General features: G+C 61.5%; 19 protein-coding genes. 6 read left to right on the top strand and 13 right to left on the bottom strand.

Annotation, left to right across the window (positions count from 1 at the left end; all coding sequences use genetic code 11):
- Positions 1–186: 186 nt before the first annotated feature.
- On the top strand, positions 187–1,131 hold the full coding sequence (locus tag ABI582_RS18225; protein ID WP_338744852.1) for an alpha/beta hydrolase: 945 nt from the start codon (positions 187–189) through the stop codon (positions 1,129–1,131).
- Positions 1,132–1,165: 34 nt separating this feature from the next.
- A complete protein-coding gene (locus ABI582_RS18220; RefSeq protein WP_016488563.1) occupies positions 1,166–1,636 on the top strand; it encodes a MaoC family dehydratase in 471 nt (156 codons plus the stop codon).
- 125 nt (positions 1,637–1,761) lie between these two features.
- Here the strand turns inward: ABI582_RS18220 and ABI582_RS18215 are convergent, their stop codons facing one another.
- The 6 genes from ABI582_RS18215 to ABI582_RS18190 all read right to left on the bottom strand — a co-directional run bounded on the left by ABI582_RS18215 (position 1,762) and on the right by ABI582_RS18190 (position 5,285).
- Positions 1,762–3,000 (bottom strand): RNA polymerase sigma factor, encoded by a 1,239-nt coding sequence (locus ABI582_RS18215; protein WP_442119874.1) that lies wholly within the window; start codon positions 2,998–3,000, stop codon positions 1,762–1,764.
- Entirely contained in the window at positions 3,000–3,485 is a 486-nt protein-coding gene (locus tag ABI582_RS18210; RefSeq protein ID WP_442119873.1) for an SRPBCC family protein, read from the bottom strand. The genes ABI582_RS18215 and ABI582_RS18210 overlap by 1 nt, the downstream gene beginning before the upstream one ends.
- Before the next feature lie 21 nt (positions 3,486–3,506).
- Entirely contained in the window at positions 3,507–3,851 is a 345-nt protein-coding gene (locus tag ABI582_RS18205; protein ID WP_016498423.1) for a YciI family protein, read from the bottom strand.
- A gap of 44 nt (positions 3,852–3,895) precedes the next feature.
- Positions 3,896–4,321, bottom strand: coding sequence for a YybH family protein (locus tag ABI582_RS18200; protein ID WP_442119872.1), 426 nt, complete (start codon positions 4,319–4,321; stop codon positions 3,896–3,898).
- A 155-nt stretch (positions 4,322–4,476) separates the two neighbouring features.
- Positions 4,477–4,809 (bottom strand): type II toxin-antitoxin system HicB family antitoxin, encoded by a 333-nt coding sequence (locus tag ABI582_RS18195; protein WP_016498421.1) that lies wholly within the window; start codon positions 4,807–4,809, stop codon positions 4,477–4,479.
- Positions 4,810–5,027: 218 nt separating this feature from the next.
- On the bottom strand, positions 5,028–5,285 hold the full coding sequence (locus tag ABI582_RS18190; protein WP_063427321.1) for a DUF2790 domain-containing protein: 258 nt from the start codon (positions 5,283–5,285) through the stop codon (positions 5,028–5,030).
- Between the two features lie 357 nt (positions 5,286–5,642).
- Here ABI582_RS18190 and ABI582_RS18185 point away from each other — a divergent pair, with 357 nt between their 5' ends.
- Positions 5,643–6,011, top strand: coding sequence for a GNAT family N-acetyltransferase (locus ABI582_RS18185; RefSeq protein ID WP_442119871.1), 369 nt, complete (start codon positions 5,643–5,645; stop codon positions 6,009–6,011).
- Here ABI582_RS18185 and def read toward each other — a convergent pair.
- The 3 genes from def to ABI582_RS18170 form a co-directional block, all read right to left on the bottom strand.
- Complete coding sequence (gene def / locus ABI582_RS18180; protein WP_019471039.1) at positions 5,966–6,502, bottom strand: peptide deformylase; 537 nt, start codon at positions 6,500–6,502, stop codon at positions 5,966–5,968. The two genes, ABI582_RS18185 and def, sit on opposite strands and share 46 nt — an antisense overlap.
- Complete coding sequence (locus ABI582_RS18175; RefSeq protein ID WP_019471038.1) at positions 6,499–7,458, bottom strand: YihY/virulence factor BrkB family protein; 960 nt, start codon at positions 7,456–7,458, stop codon at positions 6,499–6,501. Before ABI582_RS18175 ends, def begins: the two co-directional genes overlap by 4 nt.
- Before the next feature lie 156 nt (positions 7,459–7,614).
- Entirely contained in the window at positions 7,615–7,794 is a 180-nt protein-coding gene (locus ABI582_RS18170; RefSeq protein WP_016498416.1) for a CsbD family protein, read from the bottom strand.
- A gap of 243 nt (positions 7,795–8,037) precedes the next feature.
- On the opposite strand from ABI582_RS18170, the gene ABI582_RS18165 reads away from it, so the two are divergent.
- Together ABI582_RS18165 and ABI582_RS18160 are read left to right on the top strand one after the other, a co-directional pair.
- Positions 8,038–9,510 (top strand): right-handed parallel beta-helix repeat-containing protein, encoded by a 1,473-nt coding sequence (locus ABI582_RS18165; RefSeq protein WP_442119870.1) that lies wholly within the window; start codon positions 8,038–8,040, stop codon positions 9,508–9,510.
- Positions 9,511–9,763: 253 nt separating this feature from the next.
- Complete coding sequence (locus ABI582_RS18160) at positions 9,764–10,144, top strand: hypothetical protein (protein WP_016498414.1); 381 nt, start codon at positions 9,764–9,766, stop codon at positions 10,142–10,144.
- 5 nt (positions 10,145–10,149) lie between these two features.
- On the opposite strand, the gene ABI582_RS18155 is transcribed toward ABI582_RS18160, so the two are convergent.
- The 4 genes from ABI582_RS18155 to ABI582_RS18140 form a co-directional block, all read right to left on the bottom strand.
- Positions 10,150–10,986, bottom strand: a complete 837-nt coding sequence (locus ABI582_RS18155) for a CvfB family protein (protein WP_019471035.1) — start codon at positions 10,984–10,986, stop codon at positions 10,150–10,152.
- 106 nt (positions 10,987–11,092) lie between these two features.
- Positions 11,093–13,546, bottom strand: a complete 2,454-nt coding sequence (locus ABI582_RS18150) for a TonB-dependent siderophore receptor (protein ID WP_442119869.1) — start codon at positions 13,544–13,546, stop codon at positions 11,093–11,095.
- A gap of 139 nt (positions 13,547–13,685) precedes the next feature.
- Entirely contained in the window at positions 13,686–14,627 is a 942-nt protein-coding gene (locus ABI582_RS18145) for a FecR domain-containing protein (protein ID WP_442119868.1), read from the bottom strand.
- Complete coding sequence (locus ABI582_RS18140; RefSeq protein WP_442119867.1) at positions 14,624–15,142, bottom strand: sigma-70 family RNA polymerase sigma factor; 519 nt, start codon at positions 15,140–15,142, stop codon at positions 14,624–14,626. Before ABI582_RS18140 ends, ABI582_RS18145 begins: the two co-directional genes overlap by 4 nt.
- 147 nt (positions 15,143–15,289) lie before the next feature.
- On the opposite strand from ABI582_RS18140, the gene ABI582_RS18135 reads away from it, so the two are divergent.
- A complete protein-coding gene (locus tag ABI582_RS18135) occupies positions 15,290–16,150 on the top strand; it encodes a DUF6279 family lipoprotein (RefSeq protein WP_442119866.1) in 861 nt (286 codons plus the stop codon).
- Positions 16,151–16,171 lie beyond the last annotated feature (21 nt).

Below are 16,171 nucleotides of genomic sequence, written 5' to 3'. Positions count from 1 at the left end.
CGTCCTTTAGTCCTTTACCTGATCGCCTGCTGGCGAAAAGGCGTTGATCCGACGTTAGCAGGTAAGCCCAAGGCGGCATATACGCCAAGTGCCGCCATTAACATTGTGAATCTTATTTGTGCCCTTCCTGCAATCCGGCCGGTTGTGCATACACTGTTCGGGTACCCGCGCGCACAAGGACCCGCCATGCCCCACGACGCCTTCTGGCTACCCGCCAGCGAGCACTGCAGCCTGCACGTGCACCAATGGCTGCCGGCCACACCGGTAAAGGCCGTGGTGCTGCTGGCCCATGGCATGGCCGAGCATGCCGGGCGCTACCAGCGCCTGGGCCATGCCCTTAGCGAGGCGGGCTTTGCCCTGTTCGCTGCCGACCAGCGCGGCCACGGGCGCACCGCCGAGCTGGGCAGCCTCGGCCTGTTCGCCCGCCATCATGGCTGGAATGCCGTAGTCAACGACCTTGGGCTGCTGGCCCAGCACATCGGCCAGCAGTACCCGGGCACACCGTTGTTTCTGTTCGGCCACAGCATGGGCAGCTACATCGCCCAGGCGTACCTGCTGCACCACAGCGCCAGCCTGCACGGGGCGATTCTCAGTGGCTCCAACTACCAACCGGCGGCGCTGTACCGCGTGGCGCGGCTGATTGCCAGGCTGGAGGCCTGGCGCCAGGGGCCGCAAGGCAAGAGTGCGCTGATAGAATGGTTGTCGTTCGGTTCATTCAACAAAGCGTTCAAGCCCAACCGCACGGCGTTCGACTGGCTTAGCCGCGACCCAGCCGAGGTCGACTTGTACGTCAACGACCCGTTGTGCGGCTTTCGCTGCAGCAACCAGCTGTGGCTCGACCTGCTGCAAGGCTTGGCGCAAATCAGCCAGCCGGGTAACCTCGCGCAAATCGATCCGAACCTGCCCATGCTGGTAATCGGTGGTGAATGTGATCCGGTCAGTGCCGGCAAGCGTCTCACCCATCTGGCCGACGCTCTGCGCGCGACCGGCAATCGACATGTACAGCTGCGCGTCTATCCTGAGGCGCGGCACGAAGTACTCAACGAAACCAACCGTGACGAGGTCACCGCCGATATTCTCGGCTGGCTTGAACAGGCGCTGGCCCTTGGCCGCCCCGTGCGCAGTGAATGATAGCCGCCCTCGCCCAACGCTTAAGGAAGCACCGATGTCCCAGGTCACCAACACGCCTTACGAAGCCCTCGAAGTTGGCCAGACGGCCGAGTACAAGAAGTCCGTTGAAGAACGCGACATCCAGCTGTTCGCTGCGATGTCCGGTGACCACAACCCGGTTCACCTGGATGCCGAGTTTGCCGCCAAGAGCATGTTCCGCGAGCGTATTGCCCATGGCATGTTCAGCGGCGCGCTGATCAGTGCTGCAGTGGCCTGCACTTTGCCAGGCCCTGGCACCATCTACCTGGGCCAGCAGATGAGCTTCCAGAAACCGGTAAAAATTGGCGACACCCTGACCGTGCGCCTGGAGATTCTCGAGAAGCTGCCCAAGTTCAAGGTGCGCATCGCCACCAATGTGTACAACCAGAACGATGAGCTGGTGGTGCAGGGTGAGGCCGAGATCCTGGCGCCGCGCAAGCAGCAGACAGTCGAGCTGGTGTCGCCGCCGAATTTCGTCGCCAGCTGAAGATTGATGTAGATCGCACCGGCCTCTTCGCGGGTAAACCCGCTCCCACAGGTACAGCACAATGCTCAATCTGTGCTGATCATGTGGGAGCGGGTTTACCCGCGAAGAGGCCAGCGCAGCCAACATCACTCGATGACTTTCAGCCGCTGCTCGATATGCCGCCGCTCCGGCGCCTGCCTGGTCAGCGCCAGCGCCTGTCGCCACGCCGCACGCGCCTCCTCCACCTGCCCCAGCTGATAATGCAGCTCGGCCCGCGCCGCATGCGCCAGGTGATAGTCCAGCAGTTCACCCCGCGCCAGAATCCCTTCGACCTCCCGCAGGCCAACTTCCGGCCCGTCCCGCTTCGCCAGTGCCACAGCCCGGTTCAGTTCCACCACCGCTGAGGGCCAATGCCGCTGCAACACGTCATACAGCCCGACGATCTCCGCCCAGTCCGTCTCTTCTGCCGTTGCCGCTCCTGCGTGCACCGCGGCAATCGCCGCCTGCACCGTATAGGCACCGAACGCCCGGCTTTGCAGGGCCAGGCGCACCAGCTCGCAGCCCTCGTCAATACGTTGCCGGTCCCACAGGCTGCGGTCCTGCTGTTCCAGCACCACCAGGTTGCCCTGGGCATCGGTTCGCGCCTGCTGCCGGGACGCCTGCAGCAGCATCAAGGCCAGCAGGCCGATCGCCTCCGCATCAGGCAACAATTGCACCAGCAGCCGCGCCAGGCGAATGGCTTCATCGCTCAGTTCCTGCTGCAGCAGTGACTCGCCCGATGACGCCGAATAGCCTTCGTTGAACACCAGGTAGATCACCCGTAACACGCTCTCCAGGCGCTCGGGCAGTTCGCCCAACTCTGGTACCTGGTACGGGATGCCGGCATCGCGGATCTTGGCTTTGGCGCGCACGATGCGCTGGGCGATGGTGGCCGGGCTTTGCAGGAAGGCGCGGGCGATCTGCTCGGTGGTCAGGTCGCAGACTGCGCGCAGGGTCAGCGGCACCTGGGCATCGGCCGACAGCGCCGGGTGGCAGCAGGTGAAGATCAGCCGCAAGCGGTCATCCGCCAACAACTCTTCTTCACTGGGGTCGTGTGCCTGGCCGTCGAGCAGCATGCTCAGGTCTGCCTGAGAGCGGTCGAAACGGGCGCGTCGGCGCCGCGCATCGATGGCCTTGAAGCGCCCGGTGGAAACCAGCCAGGCCCGTGGGCTATCGGGGATACCATCGCGCTGCCAACGCTCGACGGCGATGAAGAAGGCATCATGCATGGCCTCCTCGGCCAGGTCGAAATCACCCAGCAGGCGGATCAACGTCGCCAGGATGCGTCGCGACTCCCGCCGGTACACCGCCTCGACTTCGGCACGCACCTGCGCCAGTGCCGTCATCAGTCGGGCATCCGCTGGGTCACCACCTCCACCAGGCGGTCCAGGCTTTCGCCCCAGCCCTGATAGAAGCCCATTTCTTCATGGGCCCGGCTGTCAGCGGCATTCCAGTGCCAGGCGCGGGCGGTGTAGCGGGTTTTGCCCTGTTCCTCGTCAAAGCTGATGACGGCGGTCATGAAGGCCTTGTCCGACGGCACCCAACCGGGGCCAAAGGCATCGGTGAACACTAGCCGGCGCGGCGCGGCAATTTCCAGAAACACGCCCTGGGTGGGGTATTCACTACCATCCGGCGCCCGCATCAGGGTGCGGAATACACCCCCAGCCCACAACTGCATCTCGCACTCCGGGGTGGTCATGCCGTGCGGCCCCCACCACTGCATCAGCCACCGGGGTTCGGTCCAGGCGCGAAACACCTTGGCCGGAGGTGCGTCGATCAGGCGGCTGATGGACAACTCGTGTTGTGCTTGCGCGGGGTGTGCAAGGCTCATGCTGATGGTTCTCCGTAGCTGTCAGGGTTGCAGTTCGCGCACTGGTCGCACCTCGACACTGCCGACCCGTGCCGCCGGGATGCCCTTGGCGATGTTCAGCGCTTCGTTCAGGTCGCGGGCTTCCACCAGATAGAAGCCGGCGAGTTGCTCCTTGGTTTCGGCAAACGGGCCGTCGGTCAGGCTCATGTGCCCGTTACGCACCCGCACCGTGGTGGCGGTTTGCACAGGCTTGAGCGCCTCGGCCGCCAGCATTCGCCCCGAGCCATGCACGGCTTCGGCGTAGGCCATGCATTCGGCGTCTTCCGGGCTGTCGGGCAGGCTGTGCAACAGCCCCTCGTCACAATAGACCAGGCACAGGTATTTCATGGTGGCCTCCAGGGCATCGGCAAAGTGCGTTTGGCGATAACGGCTCAGGGCTTGAGATCGAACAGGGCTTTTTGCGTTTCCATGTCGAAAGGCGCCGACCAGTGCTCGTGGATCACCTGCCACTGGTCTCCTTTCCGACGATAGCCCACGGTGGCGCGCATGAAGCCGCACTGGCTTTCGTCGTCACCCGGGCCGCAGCGGTTCAGCCAGTGGGCCAGGGCCAAATCGCCATCGGCATGTACGGTGAGTTCGGCCAGTTCGAAGACCATGGGGCCGGTGCACATGCCCATGCACATTTCCCAGTGCGCCGTGTAGGCGGCCTTGCCTTTGAATTGCAGGGCCTGGATGGCATCGAAGGCGACGATGTCATCGGCATAGGGGGCGGTGATGTTGGGGATGTCGCGATCGCGCACGGCCTGCATCCAGCGCTCGACCAGTTGGCGAATCTCGGTTTCGGCTGCGGTGCTCATCGAGGGTTTCTCCGACAGTACATAGGTTTTGACACGCAGTGCGGCGTGCCTTCACCTATGGTCGAACGGAGAACGGAGGAATCGACAGGCCTTGGAAACTATTCTGTTCAGTGACGGCGGGATATTACCTATGCGCTGCGTTAGAGCAGCGTGGCTCAGGCCATCGCGGCTTGTTCAAATACCTCATCAGCCCACTGATTCAGGCTTTTACCGGCAGCACGGGCAGCGACACTCGCCGCAGCATGAACCTCAGGCCGAATTCTCAGCATGACCTTACCCGAAGCAGGCTTCTCCGGAGTAATGCCCTGCTCTGCACAATCGGCCAGGTAATCCTCCAGTGCATCGCGGAACGCTTCATGCAATTCGGGCACCGACCTTGCGTGAAAACTGATGATGTCTCGCATACCGAGCACACGGCCGACGAAGATGTCATCACGCTCGTCGTACTCGATACGAGCGGCGTAGCCTTTGTAGCGCATGCAACTCATGTCCTGACTCTCGCGAGTATTCACAAGAATGCTATCAAACCGCGATAGCACATCTGTCTCGACATTCATTCAGAATATTTCATTGCTTGAGTAGCGATATTTCTGATGACCCTATCGCCGGCAAGGCAGCTCCCACAGTGATTACACAAAGCCCGAGGCCTGTGCAGTACCTGTGGGAGCTGGCTTGCCGGCGATGGGGCCATCAGTCATTGCCCCGATCAACCCTGCTGACAACCTTCACCCATGGCCCGGTACTGGATGGTATGCACCTGGCCCTGGTGGTCTTCGTAGGTCATGGTCGCAGGTACCACTTCGCAGACATTGGGGATGGTCGAGAGGTTGATCACCCGTTTGATGTCCAGGTTCATGGTGTAGTCGTACTGCTGGGCCACAGGCTGGCTGGAGACAGGTTGGGCCTCGTCGGCAAGGGCGAACGAGGACATACCGACCAATGCAAGAATCAGTAATGGTTTCATGTGAGTGTGCCTTTTGAGCATTCAAGCTGATCGATTGACTTCTAATGCCGTCAATGGCGCGGAGAAGTTGCCATCTACGGTGAAGATGGCACGAAGTACCGATCCCGCTTCGTACTGCCAGGGGGGATGAGTAAAATTCTACTCCCGGTTCGCAATAGTTGAACCCTGAAGTCGGATATTCACCCTTGCCGGATTTGCAACAATCTGCGTCAAATCGGCCGCAACATCTCAGGCCAGAGCCTTTGGCCAGCTTTCAGGGCAGGACCCGCCATCTCATTAAAAAATATTCACTGCTCGACACTCTCGGCCACAGAACGCCGGCTGCTGGACCACTTTTACCGCCACCACGGCTCGCGTATGCGTGCTGCAAGCGACGCTGAACTGTGGGTGGCGCGCGCCCCAGGCATCGTTGCGGGTTTGAGCCTGAGCGCGGTGGGCGAAGGCTTATGGCTGACGGGGCTGTTTGTCGACCCGCAGCAGCGCGGCCAAGGGGTGGCTGGGCAATTGATCGAGGCGGCGCTGAAACAGGCAAGGGGGCCGACCTGGCTGTTCTGCCACCCGGACCTGGTGCCGTTCTATGAGCATCTGGGTTTCCACATGGCCGGGCAACTGCCCGAAACCCTGGCCAGCCGCCTGCAGCGCTACCAGCGCAGCAAACGCCTGGTGGCCCTGCAGCGGGGTCAGTCGTCGCTGACCTCAAGCCCGGGGAACAGCACCTCGGTGTAGCCGAACTTGGCAAAGTCCTGGATACGCGACGGGTACAGCCGGCCGATCAGGTGGTCGCACTCGTGCTGCACCACCCGGGCATGGAAGCCGTCGGCAAAGCGGTTGATCGGGTTGCCCTGGGGGTCGACCCCTTCGTAGCAGATATGCTTGAAGCGTGGCACCACACCCCGCAGGCCCGGTACCGACAGGCAACCTTCCCAGCCGTCCTCCAGTTCAGTGGACGTGGGCGTGATGACCGGGTTGATCAAAATGGTCTGCGGCACCGCTTCGGCATCCGGGTAGCGCTCGCTGCGCTCGAAACCGAAAATAACCAACTGCAGGTCGATACCAATCTGTGGCGCGGCCAGGCCCACGCCGCCCACATGGCGCATGGTTTCGAACATGTCGTCGATCAGTTGCTGCAGTTCGGCAGTGCCGAGCATGTGCTCGGGCACTGGCGGGGCGATGCGCAGCAGGCGTTCGTCGCCCATCTTGAGAATGTCACGGATCATCTGGGGTTCGGCTCGGAAGGTTGGTGCTGGCTCGGTTGCGGGTGTTCATGGCCCAGCACGGTGATGGTTTCCGGGGCCTTGTGCCCTTCGAAATCCTTCTCGCCAGGGTTCTTGCCCTCGCTCGACATGTGCTCGATCACCGCATTCATCTCCGCGCCCAGCAGCAACACGGCAGCGGAAATATAGAAATACAGCAACAGCACGATGATTGCACCAATGCTGCCGTACATGGCGTTGTAGTCGGCAAAGGTTTTCACGTAGTAGGCAAAGCCCAGTGACGCCACGATCCACACCACCACTGCCAGTACCGAGCCGGGCGTGATGAAGCGAAACTTCTGTTTCACGTCAGGCATCACGTAGTAGATCAGGGCCACCGCCACCATCAGCAATATGATGATCACCGGCCAGCGCAGAATGGTCCAAAGCGTGACGATGAACTCCTGCATGCCGATCTGGGCGGCGATCCATTCCATCACCTGCGGGCCCAGCACCATCAGTGCTGCAGCCGCCAGCAGCATGCCAGCCAGGCCGATAGTGTAGAAAATGGAAAGCGGGATACGCTTCCATACCGGGCGGCCTTCGGGCACATCGTAAGCAGCGTTCATCGCGCTCATCATCAGGCGCACGCCAGCCGACGCGGTCCACAAGGCGATCACGATACCCACCGACAACAGCCCGCCCTTGGACTGCTGCAATTGGTCAATCACCGGGTTGACCTGCTCCAGCGCCTGAGGTGGCAGCACCAGTTCCGATTGCAGGCGCAGCCACGAAAAGAAGTCCGGCAAATGCAGGAAACCAATCAGGGCAATCAGGAACAGCAGAAAAGGGAATAGCGAAAACAGCGCCTGGTAGGCCAGCGCGGAGGCGTAGGTGGACATCTCGTCATCAAGAAATTCCTTGATGGTACGAACCAGCACGCGGTGCAAGGGCAGGCCCTGCAGGGCGGAAAAAATCATAGCGTCTCCTTTCGCCGCTCGATCGATTCAACAGACAAGTCTAATAGACCATACCGCTGCTGTGCTGCTCCCGGCCAATGCATCAAAAATTGTGTAAGCCTGTATCGGCCTCTTCGCGAGCGTGCCCGCGAAGAGGCCGATACAGGTTGCCTCAAATCAAGGCTTCTTCACTGCATCCTTTACATCGCCCTTGACCTGCTGCGCCTCGCCTTTCAACTCCTGCGCCTTGCCTTCTGCGCGCAGCTTGTCGTTGTCGGTCACCTTGCCAACACCCTGTTTCACGTTGCCGATTGCTTCGTTGGCCAGACCTTTCGCTTTGTCTTTAGTACCGCTCATGGCAAAACTCCTGCAAATGGAGACACGTGAACCGTGTCGACAGAAGGTGGACCCACCACCCTCGCCGGGAGTTTCAACGGATTTTCCAGCCACAAGCCGAGCGGTAAAACTGCGGGCGAATACCGCACCAAATCACCCCGGCGCACCTACGCAGTTCACGCAGCTGCCCTAGAATCCCCGCAAACGTCCGCCCAGAGCAGGCTGACACTCGATAAAAACAATGTTTTCCGGATACCCGCACCCATGCGTCTGATGCCTGCGCTGGTGGCCTTGCTGCCACTGCTCCCCCTGCCCGCCCTGGCCGCCGCACCGGCCAACCCCGAAACCCTGCGTGTCGAGCACTACGCCGACGACGACCAGCCCGGCTCGCTGCGCTGGGCCATCGAAACCAGTAACCAGAACCCTGGCCACTACAGCATCGACATTGCCGCCGTCGGCCAGCCGCCCTACGTGATCCGCCCCAGCCGTGCGCTGCCGGAAATCAAGGGCCCGGTGCGCATCACCGGCCTGCCTTGGGCACGCGATGGCCAATACATCGCCATCGACGGTTCGGCCTACATCAAGGACCAGGGCGTACGCACCTGCCCCGGCGCCCTGCCCGGCCAGTTCGGCACCAACGTGCGCACTACCACCAACCCCGGGCTGGTGCTACGCGACACCCAGGGCGTGCACCTGAGCGGCCTGGAAGTGCGCAACTTCTGCATCGGCATCCTGGTCAACCGCGCCAGTGGCAACGTGATCGAAGACAACCGCATCATCGCCAACAAAGGTGGCGCGGGCATCATGCTGACCGGTGACGACGGCGCAGGTAACCCCACCGCCACCACCACGAACAACAACAAGGTGCTGCGCAACCAGCTGATCGACAATGGCGACGGCCTGGAGCTGACCCGCGGCGCGGCATTCAACCTGGTGGCCGACAACCTGTTCCGCTCTACTGCGGCCAACCCTGAGCCCTCTCAGGGTATCGAGATTCTGTTGGGCAATGACAACAGCGTGGTGCGCAACCGCTTCGAAAACTACTCCGACGGTTTGCAGATCAACTGGGGCAAGCGCAACTACCTGGCGGCCAACACGTTCAGCGGCAACTCGATCGGCGTCAGCGTCACCGGCGAGGGCAACATCCTCGACGGCAACCTGATCCACGGCAACCGCATCGGCGTGGCCCTGCGCCCGGAACCGGATGCTAACGCCACGCGCCTGAGCGGCAACCGCATCTGGGGTAACAGCCAGGATATCCGCCGCTGCGAAGCCGGCGGTTCGTGCGTGCCGGGCCAGCGCACCGGTGCCATCGTGTTTGGCGTGCCGGCGCAGGCCCATGCGCTGTATGTGGGTTCGCGCGGGGTGGGCGCCGACTTGCCGAAGAAAGACCAGGCGATCATCTGCGATGCCAACGGCGAGCCCAAGCCTTGCCAGCCGCTGCCCAATCATAACCAGCAGGCACCACGGCTGATTGCGCTGCAAGGCAATGTGTTGCGCGGTGAAGTGCAGGGGCCGGTGTCGAGCCTGCTGCGGGTGGAGTTCTTTGGCAATGCCGAGGCCGATGGCAGCGAGGCGGAGCAGTACCTCGGGGAGGTGCTGGTGAACAGTGACAAGCAGGGGCAAGCGCGGTTTGCACAAGTGCTGGAGAACATCGGCGGGTTGCGCAGCTTTACCGCGACCGTAACCACTGCCGATGGGGCAACCTCCGAGTTGAGCCAACCCGTACGGCGCTAACAACACCGACCCTCACCGGTTAATACGGCCGTTGTAGGAGCGGCCTTGTGCCGCGAAAGGGCTGCAAAGCAGCCCCAAGGTTCTAGCAACAAAGCCGATATTGCCGGGGCCGCTCCGCGGCCCTTTCGCGGCACAAGGCCGCTCCTACACTGACCGCGTCAGCCCCAACGCAAAGGTCTTCATCAAACCTTGCCCCGCCCCGTGCCACCCCTCACAATGCAGGCCTTCATAGCGTCAACCCGCAGGAACCTGCATGAAACTCGACAAACCCGCCGCCATCGCCCGGCGCAACGAAGCATTGGCCAAGCCGGTGCTGAACAGCAGCAACACCCTGTTCGCCATCCTGGACAACAAACGCAACCTGTGGTGGTTCGAAGTGCCCGTGAAGCTGCTGGGCAAGGGCCAGGCCGACTGGGTCAACCTGCTGTTGCACACGCCAGAAAGCGATGAGCTGCAGCACCTGAAGGTGCCCACCAACTTCCTCAAGGCTCACCTGGAGCAGATGGAAGTGCGCAAGCCCGGCAAGCGCCGCTCCACCATCAGCCTGGCCCTCAGCGCCGACCGCGACTCGCTGCTGCGCGACACCCGTCCGGGTGGCGAGCAGCTGGACTTCCGCAACTTCGTACAGCCGTAAGGCCGTCAGGCCTTTTCGATACGGTCGTCATGGATGACGATCAGGCCCTGCTTGAACAATGCGCCAATTGCCTTCTTGAAGTTGCCCTTGCTCACGTTGAACAGCTTGCTGATCAGCGCCGGGTCGCTCTTGTCGCACACGGCCAACACCCCACCTTCAGCCTCCAGGCGCGCCATGATCTGCTCCTGCAGGCTGTCGGCCAGGGCCGCACCCACCGGTTGCAGGCTCAGGGCGATCTTGCCGTCGTGGCGCACTTCCTTGATGAAGCCCTTCTCGTGCATGCCCGAACGCAGGAACTTGAACACCTCGTTCTTGTGGATCAGGCCCCAGTGGCGGTTGTTGATGATGGCCTTGAAGCCCATCGGCGTTTCGCCGGCCACCAGCAGCTCAACCGGTTGCCCGACTTTGTAGTCGGCCGGGGTGACGTCCAGGTAACGGTCCAGGCGTGATGTGGCGGTGATGCGGCGGGTGCGCTTGTCGAGGTAGACGTGCACCACGCAGTAATCGCCGATCTTCAGCTGCCGTGCCTCTTCCGAGTACGGCATCAGCAGGTCCTTGGGCAGGCCCCAGTCCAGGAAGATACCGGCACCGTTGATGTCCTTGACCTTGAGGCTGGCAAACTCACCCACCTGCACCTTGGGCTTTTCGGTGGTGGCGATCAGCTGATCTTCGCTGTCCAGGTAGATGAATACGTTCAGCCAGTCATCCACCTCGGTTTCGGCGTTTTTCGGGATGTAGCGCCCGGGCAGCAGGATCTCGCCATCGGCGCCGCCGTCCAGGTACAGGCCGAAGTCCACGTGCTTCACGATTTGCAAACTGTTGTAACGCCCAAGCAGAGCCATTTCTGATGATCCTCAAGACAAGGGGGCTATTTTCCAGACAGACACGGGGTGGTGTCAAAGCTTCCGGACGGTTGCCCCTTTGTGCTTGAGCTTTTGGGGCGATGGATCAGAAATCGTAGCGCAGGTTCAGCATGGTGTTACGCGGTGCGCCGTAGTGGCCATAGTTGCCGGCAAAGCCTGCATAGTACTTTTCGTCAAACAGGTTATTGATATTGAGGGTGGTACTCAGGTGATCAGTGACCTGGTAGCGTGCCATCAGACTGGCGACATAGTAGTCATCCTGTTTTGCCCGAGTCTGGTAGCGTGTGAAGTACAGTGACGTCCCCGAATTCCAGTTGACCCCACCGCCGACGGTGAGCTTGTCCCCTACGCCAGGCAGGCGGTAGGTAGTCCAGAAACGCAAGGTGTCTGTGGGCAACTGGGTCAGCTGGCGGTTGCCGTCGGAGTCCTCTGTACGGGACCAGCTATAGCTAGACTGTACGTTCCAGCCTGGCAGGACCTCACCGGAAAGCTCCAGGTCGACGCCTTTGGTTTCTGCGCCGCTGACCGCTTTATAGGCGATGTCGCCGTTGGTACCTGGAATCGTCTCGCTCGTGGCAACACCTAGGTTGTCGCGTTTGATGTAGTAGATCGCAGCATTGGCATTGAGGCGGCGGTCGAAGAACTCACCTTTCCAGCCGGCCTCGTAGTTGGTGCCTTCCACGGGATCCAGTGGCTTGTTGTCGATATCCCGGTTCGATTGCGGTTTGAAAATGTCAGTGTAGCTGACATAAACCGACTGCTCAGGCGTCAAGTCGTAAACGATGCCGGCATAGGGGGTGACCACGCCGCTTTCGCGCATGCCATAGATGGTGGGGTTCAGAGCAGCGTTATTGAGCACTTTCGAGTAGTAGTTGTATTCGTAGTTACTAGCGCGTGCGCCCAGGATCAGGTGGACATCATCGGTGAAGTTAAGACGTGTTGCGGCGAAGTAGCCGCTTTGCCGTGAGTTGATGTTGAAGTCCAGTAGTGGCGTGTAGCTGGCCGGTTTCAGCAGTTCGTTATCCCATGTATCGAAGTCGAAGCTCTGGGTGCCACCTGTGTAGGAGAAATGCGTATTGTCGTATTGCTGATAGTTGTAGCCGAATATCAGTTCGTGGGTCTGGCCAAACGCTTGGAATGGACCTTGCAGCGTCACATCCACGCCTTTTTGCGTCTGGTCTGCCCACGATTTACCGCGCTCGGCGTTAGCACGGTTGGTTGCCGGATCCAGGCTGGAGGTCAGGCTGTTGGTTGCGTAGTACGCGACGCCGACGTCGCGGTCCACATCCATGTAGTTAGCGGCCACTTTCAACTGCCAATCGTTGGCAAGCTGCTGTTCGACGTTGATGGTGTAGTTGAAGGTTTCATAGTCATCATAGGCCCAGCGTGCCCCTGCGCTGGTCGAGCGCGAGAAGTTGGTTTGCTGGCCATTGTTGTACATCAAAGGCACGCCAGGGGCGCCGTTGGCTTTGTAGGTCTGATAATCGACTCCGAAACGCACCAGAGTGGTATCGGTGACATCGGCTTCGATGACGCCATAGGCAATGTTCTTGTCCTGGCTGTACCAGTCCATGAAGGTGTTGTTGTTCTGCTTGGCCGCCACTAAGCGGCCACGGAGCTTGCCGCTATCGATCAGCGGACCGGAGACATCTGCTTCCAGGCGGTTGTAGTCCCAGGAGCCGATTGTGCCCTGCACGTAGGATTGAAAATGCGCCGTCGGGCGTTTGTGAATGACGTTGACTACGCCGCTTGGATCGCCTGCACCAGTCATCAGGCCGGTAGCGCCACGCACGACTTCCACGTGGTCGTACAGGGCCATGTCCAGCAAGGTTCCGGGTGTGGTGCGCGTCTGGTTTTCCTGGGTCGTGGTCACCCCATCAATCTGGTAGGTGCTGATCACGTTGCCACGTGAATAGATGTTGAAGCGCTCGCCACCGTCTTGGGACATGGTGATGCCAGGGGCCTGTGTCAGCACTTCACTCATAGTATGCAGTTGCTGGTCATCCATGCGCTGACGAGTGACAACGCTAATGCTCTGCGGCGTTTCACGAATGGACAAATTCATCTTTGTTGCCGTGCTGGTCAACCCGGTCGTATAAGACCCTGTCGCCTCCGTCGTAGCCCCCAAGCCCGAGGCATTGATACTGGTCGCACCCAGTTCAAGCGCACCATCCTTCGAGCGAGGCAGCAGCACGTAGTTGCCATTGCTCGCGGCCATCATCTGCAGGTCAGTGCCCGCCAGCAACCGGGCAAAACCTTGCTCGACGCTGTATGTCCCCAGCAACCCCGGGCTGTGCTTGCCTTGAGTCAGTTCGGCCTCGAACGACAACACCACCCCGGCATCGCTGGCAAAGCGGCTGAGCACCGCGCCGAGGGGCCCGGCTGCGATGGCATAGCTGCGAGCGGCTTCGGCGGCACTGGCCTGCCCGGCGCTGGTCAGTGGATGAACTACCCCAGCCTGCAGCAGCAAGGCGGCACTGAACATGGCAACGACAAGGGGTTTTCTGGGGTAGCTGTGGCGGGTAACACGGGGGTGCATGGGGGGCTCCTTCAAATGCCTGTGGTGGCGGTTTGCAGGAGGGGTCGTGTGAAACCGGAAAACCGACAATGCAAACGAGAAATATTTTAAAAATCCCCCGCTGCCATATTGGGGCCGCTGCGCAGCCCCAATCCCAGATTCAGGCTAAAGGCCGCACCCTCACCCAGAACCGCGTGCGGGTTTCGATCCGCACCGGCAGCGCCTGTGCAATCGCCTCCAGCGCTCGCGCGGTATCGTCCAGCGGGAAGGCCCCCGAAAGGCGCAGGTGCGCAACCTCCTTGGCACACTCGATAAAGCCCGGGCGATAACGCTGCAATTCGTCCAACACCCTGCCCAGCGGCCAGTTGTCGATCACCAGCCGGCCATTCACCCACTCGTCCCTGTTGGGGTCGAGCGCCTGTGGCGCGGGCAATGGCCCGGCCCCGAAGCGCAGGCTCAGGCCCGCCTCCACCCGCAGCGGCTCGGCGTCTGCCCGGTTGCGCACGGCAACAGCGTGTTCCAGCACATCCAGTTCGGTCTGCCCGTCCAGTTGGCGCACGACAAAACGCGTACCCAACGCGCGCATCTCGCCCTGCTGGCTGCGCACGCTGAGTGGTCGTGCATCCTTGCCTGTGGTCACCATGATTTCCCCGGCGCGCAGGATGATCAGGCGCTGCTGGTGGTCATAGCGGATGTCCACGGCACTGGCCGTGTTCAGGGTGAGCTGGGTGCCATCTTCCAGCCGCAGCTGACGCCGCTCGCCCGTGGCCGTGCGCACATCGGCCAGCCACAGCGGCGTCTGCCGGTAGCCAGTCCAGGCCAGGCCCGACACGCCAAGGCCCAGCACCAGGCCCTTGAGCACGGTACGCCTGCCTGCCAGTGGTTGTTCCATCGCCAAGGTTCGCTGTGCCATGGTCGCCGGCACGCTGCTCAGCTCGGCGTGAAACGCCTCCAGCCGCTGCCAGGCCCACTGATGAACAGGGTCGCCCTGGTGCCACGCCTGCCAACGCTGATACAGCGCCGGGTAGTCCGCCCCGGCACTCAAGCGGGCATGCCACTGCGCCGCATCGCGCAGCGCCTGGCGTTGCTGCGCCGGGCTCACAGCTCGGCATCCAGCGCGAACAGCAGGCACTGTTCGGTGGCCTTGGCGATGTATTTGGTCACCGAACTTACAGACACCCCCAGGCGCTTGCCGATTTCGGCATAGCTCAGGCCTTCGAGGTGCGACAGAAACAGCGCCTGGCGCACTTTGTGGTTCAGGCCGTCCAGCATGGCATCGAGCTGCAACAAGGTTTCCAGCAGGATCACCCGCTGCTCGGCAGACACCTCCAGCAACTCCGGCTCCAGTGCTAACGCCTCCTGGTAGGCCTGTTCCAGCGAGCGCCTGCGCAAATGGTCGACCATCACCCGCTTGGCCACCGTCGCCAGAAAATTGCGTGGCTCACGCAACGGGTGGGCCACCGTGCTGGCGATCAGGCGCACGAAGGTGTCCTGGGTCAGGTCTGCCGCCTGCTCCCGGTCGCCCAGGCGCCGGCGCAGCCAGCCTTGCAGCCAGCCGCTGTGGTCGCGGTACAGGCAGTGCATGTCATCGTGCGGTGCAGGCGGGACCTTGTACACGCAATCATCCTTGTAACGATGCGGATAAGAATTAGTCGCAATAATAGTGAGATTGCCGATGGAAGGGAATCGCCATTGCTGCGATGCAATGGAACCCTGCGGCTACCCTTACCTCTACCGATTGGCCGCCACTGCAAGGAACAGCAAATGCCTGCACGCCTGTCCAAAGCCCTGCTTATCACCCTCGGCTTCGCCCTGGCCCTGGCCTCCTGCAGCCGTATCGACCTGGCCTACCGCAACCTGGACCGCCTGGTGCCGTGGTCGCTGGGCGATTACCTGGACATGAACAGCGAGCAGAAGGCCTTGCTCGACGACCGCTTGCGCGAACACCTGGCCTGGCATTGCAAGACCCAGCTGCCCGGCTACATCGACTGGCTGGACCGGGTACGCGGAATGGTCGCCGATGGCCAAGTGACCGACCAGGCGCTGGAGCAACGTACCCGCGAGGCCCGTGAGGCGATTGGCCGGGTGGCAGAGGAGATCACCCCGTCGGCCACCGAACTGTTGCGCGGCATGAGCGACAGCCAGGTGGCGGAAATGCGCGAGGCGTTCCGCGAGGACATCAGCGAACGGCAGAAAAAATACGTGGATACCCCGCTGCCCAAGCAGATCGCCCGGCGTAGCGAGCGCATGGAGAAACGCCTGACCCCGTGGTTTGGCGAGTTGACGGTAGCGCAGAAGCAGCGGGTGCAGGCCTGGTCCGCAGCGCTGGGCGACCAGAACCGCGAATGGATCGCCAACCGCGCCCACTGGCAGCAGCAATTGTTGCTGGCGATGAACCAGCGCAACGACGCAAGCTTCGAGCCACGCCTGGCGACACTGCTGCAGCGCAAGGAAAGTTTGTGGACGCCTGAATACCGCTCAGCGTTTCAAATTACCGAACAACAGGCGCGCAGTTTGCTGGTGGACCTGGTGCAGCAGAGTACGCAGCAGCAGCGGCGGTTCTTGCAAGAAAAGCTGGGCAAGGTGCGCACGGACTTCAGTGAGTTGAAGTGTTTGAAGGGGTAATTGCGAACACCAGGTCCGGCC

The sequence above is a fragment of the Pseudomonas sp. SAS7 genome (genome assembly GCF_052112345.1).
Taxonomy (GTDB): domain Bacteria; phylum Pseudomonadota; class Gammaproteobacteria; order Pseudomonadales; family Pseudomonadaceae; genus Aquipseudomonas; species Aquipseudomonas putida_Q.
The sequence above is the reverse complement of the archived record's forward strand: the minus strand, read 5'-3'. Positions and strand labels throughout refer to the sequence as shown.

What these genes read in the sequence shown, in the direction of transcription:
- ABI582_RS18170 (WP_016498416.1), bottom strand. Translation starts at nt 7,794, where the DNA reads ATGAGCGGTACTAAAGACAAAGCGAAAGGTCTGGCCAACGAAGCAATC.
- ABI582_RS18175 (WP_019471038.1), bottom strand. Translation starts at nt 7,458, where the DNA reads ATGATTTTTTCCGCCCTGCAGGGCCTGCCCTTGCACCGCGTGCTGGTT.
- def (WP_019471039.1), bottom strand. Translation starts at nt 6,502, where the DNA reads ATGATCCGTGACATTCTCAAGATGGGCGACGAACGCCTGCTGCGCATC.
- ABI582_RS18185 (WP_442119871.1), top strand. Translation starts at nt 5,643, where the DNA reads ATGCGTGCTGCAAGCGACGCTGAACTGTGGGTGGCGCGCGCCCCAGGC.
- ABI582_RS18200 (WP_442119872.1), bottom strand. Translation starts at nt 4,321, where the DNA reads ATGAGCACCGCAGCCGAAACCGAGATTCGCCAACTGGTCGAGCGCTGG.
- ABI582_RS18205 (WP_016498423.1), bottom strand. Translation starts at nt 3,851, where the DNA reads ATGAAATACCTGTGCCTGGTCTATTGTGACGAGGGGCTGTTGCACAGC.
- ABI582_RS18135 (WP_442119866.1), top strand. Translation starts at nt 15,290, where the DNA reads ATGCCTGCACGCCTGTCCAAAGCCCTGCTTATCACCCTCGGCTTCGCC.
- ABI582_RS18220 (WP_016488563.1), top strand. Translation starts at nt 1,166, where the DNA reads ATGTCCCAGGTCACCAACACGCCTTACGAAGCCCTCGAAGTTGGCCAG.
- ABI582_RS18150 (WP_442119869.1), bottom strand. Translation starts at nt 13,546, where the DNA reads ATGCACCCCCGTGTTACCCGCCACAGCTACCCCAGAAAACCCCTTGTC.
- ABI582_RS18160 (WP_016498414.1), top strand. Translation starts at nt 9,764, where the DNA reads ATGAAACTCGACAAACCCGCCGCCATCGCCCGGCGCAACGAAGCATTG.
- ABI582_RS18225 (WP_338744852.1), top strand. Translation starts at nt 187, where the DNA reads ATGCCCCACGACGCCTTCTGGCTACCCGCCAGCGAGCACTGCAGCCTG.
- ABI582_RS18210 (WP_442119873.1), bottom strand. Translation starts at nt 3,485, where the DNA reads ATGAGCCTTGCACACCCCGCGCAAGCACAACACGAGTTGTCCATCAGC.
- ABI582_RS18215 (WP_442119874.1), bottom strand. Translation starts at nt 3,000, where the DNA reads ATGACGGCACTGGCGCAGGTGCGTGCCGAAGTCGAGGCGGTGTACCGG.
- ABI582_RS18155 (WP_019471035.1), bottom strand. Translation starts at nt 10,986, where the DNA reads ATGGCTCTGCTTGGGCGTTACAACAGTTTGCAAATCGTGAAGCACGTG.
- ABI582_RS18165 (WP_442119870.1), top strand. Translation starts at nt 8,038, where the DNA reads ATGCGTCTGATGCCTGCGCTGGTGGCCTTGCTGCCACTGCTCCCCCTG.
- ABI582_RS18190 (WP_063427321.1), bottom strand. Translation starts at nt 5,285, where the DNA reads ATGAAACCATTACTGATTCTTGCATTGGTCGGTATGTCCTCGTTCGCC.
- ABI582_RS18195 (WP_016498421.1), bottom strand. Translation starts at nt 4,809, where the DNA reads ATGAGTTGCATGCGCTACAAAGGCTACGCCGCTCGTATCGAGTACGAC.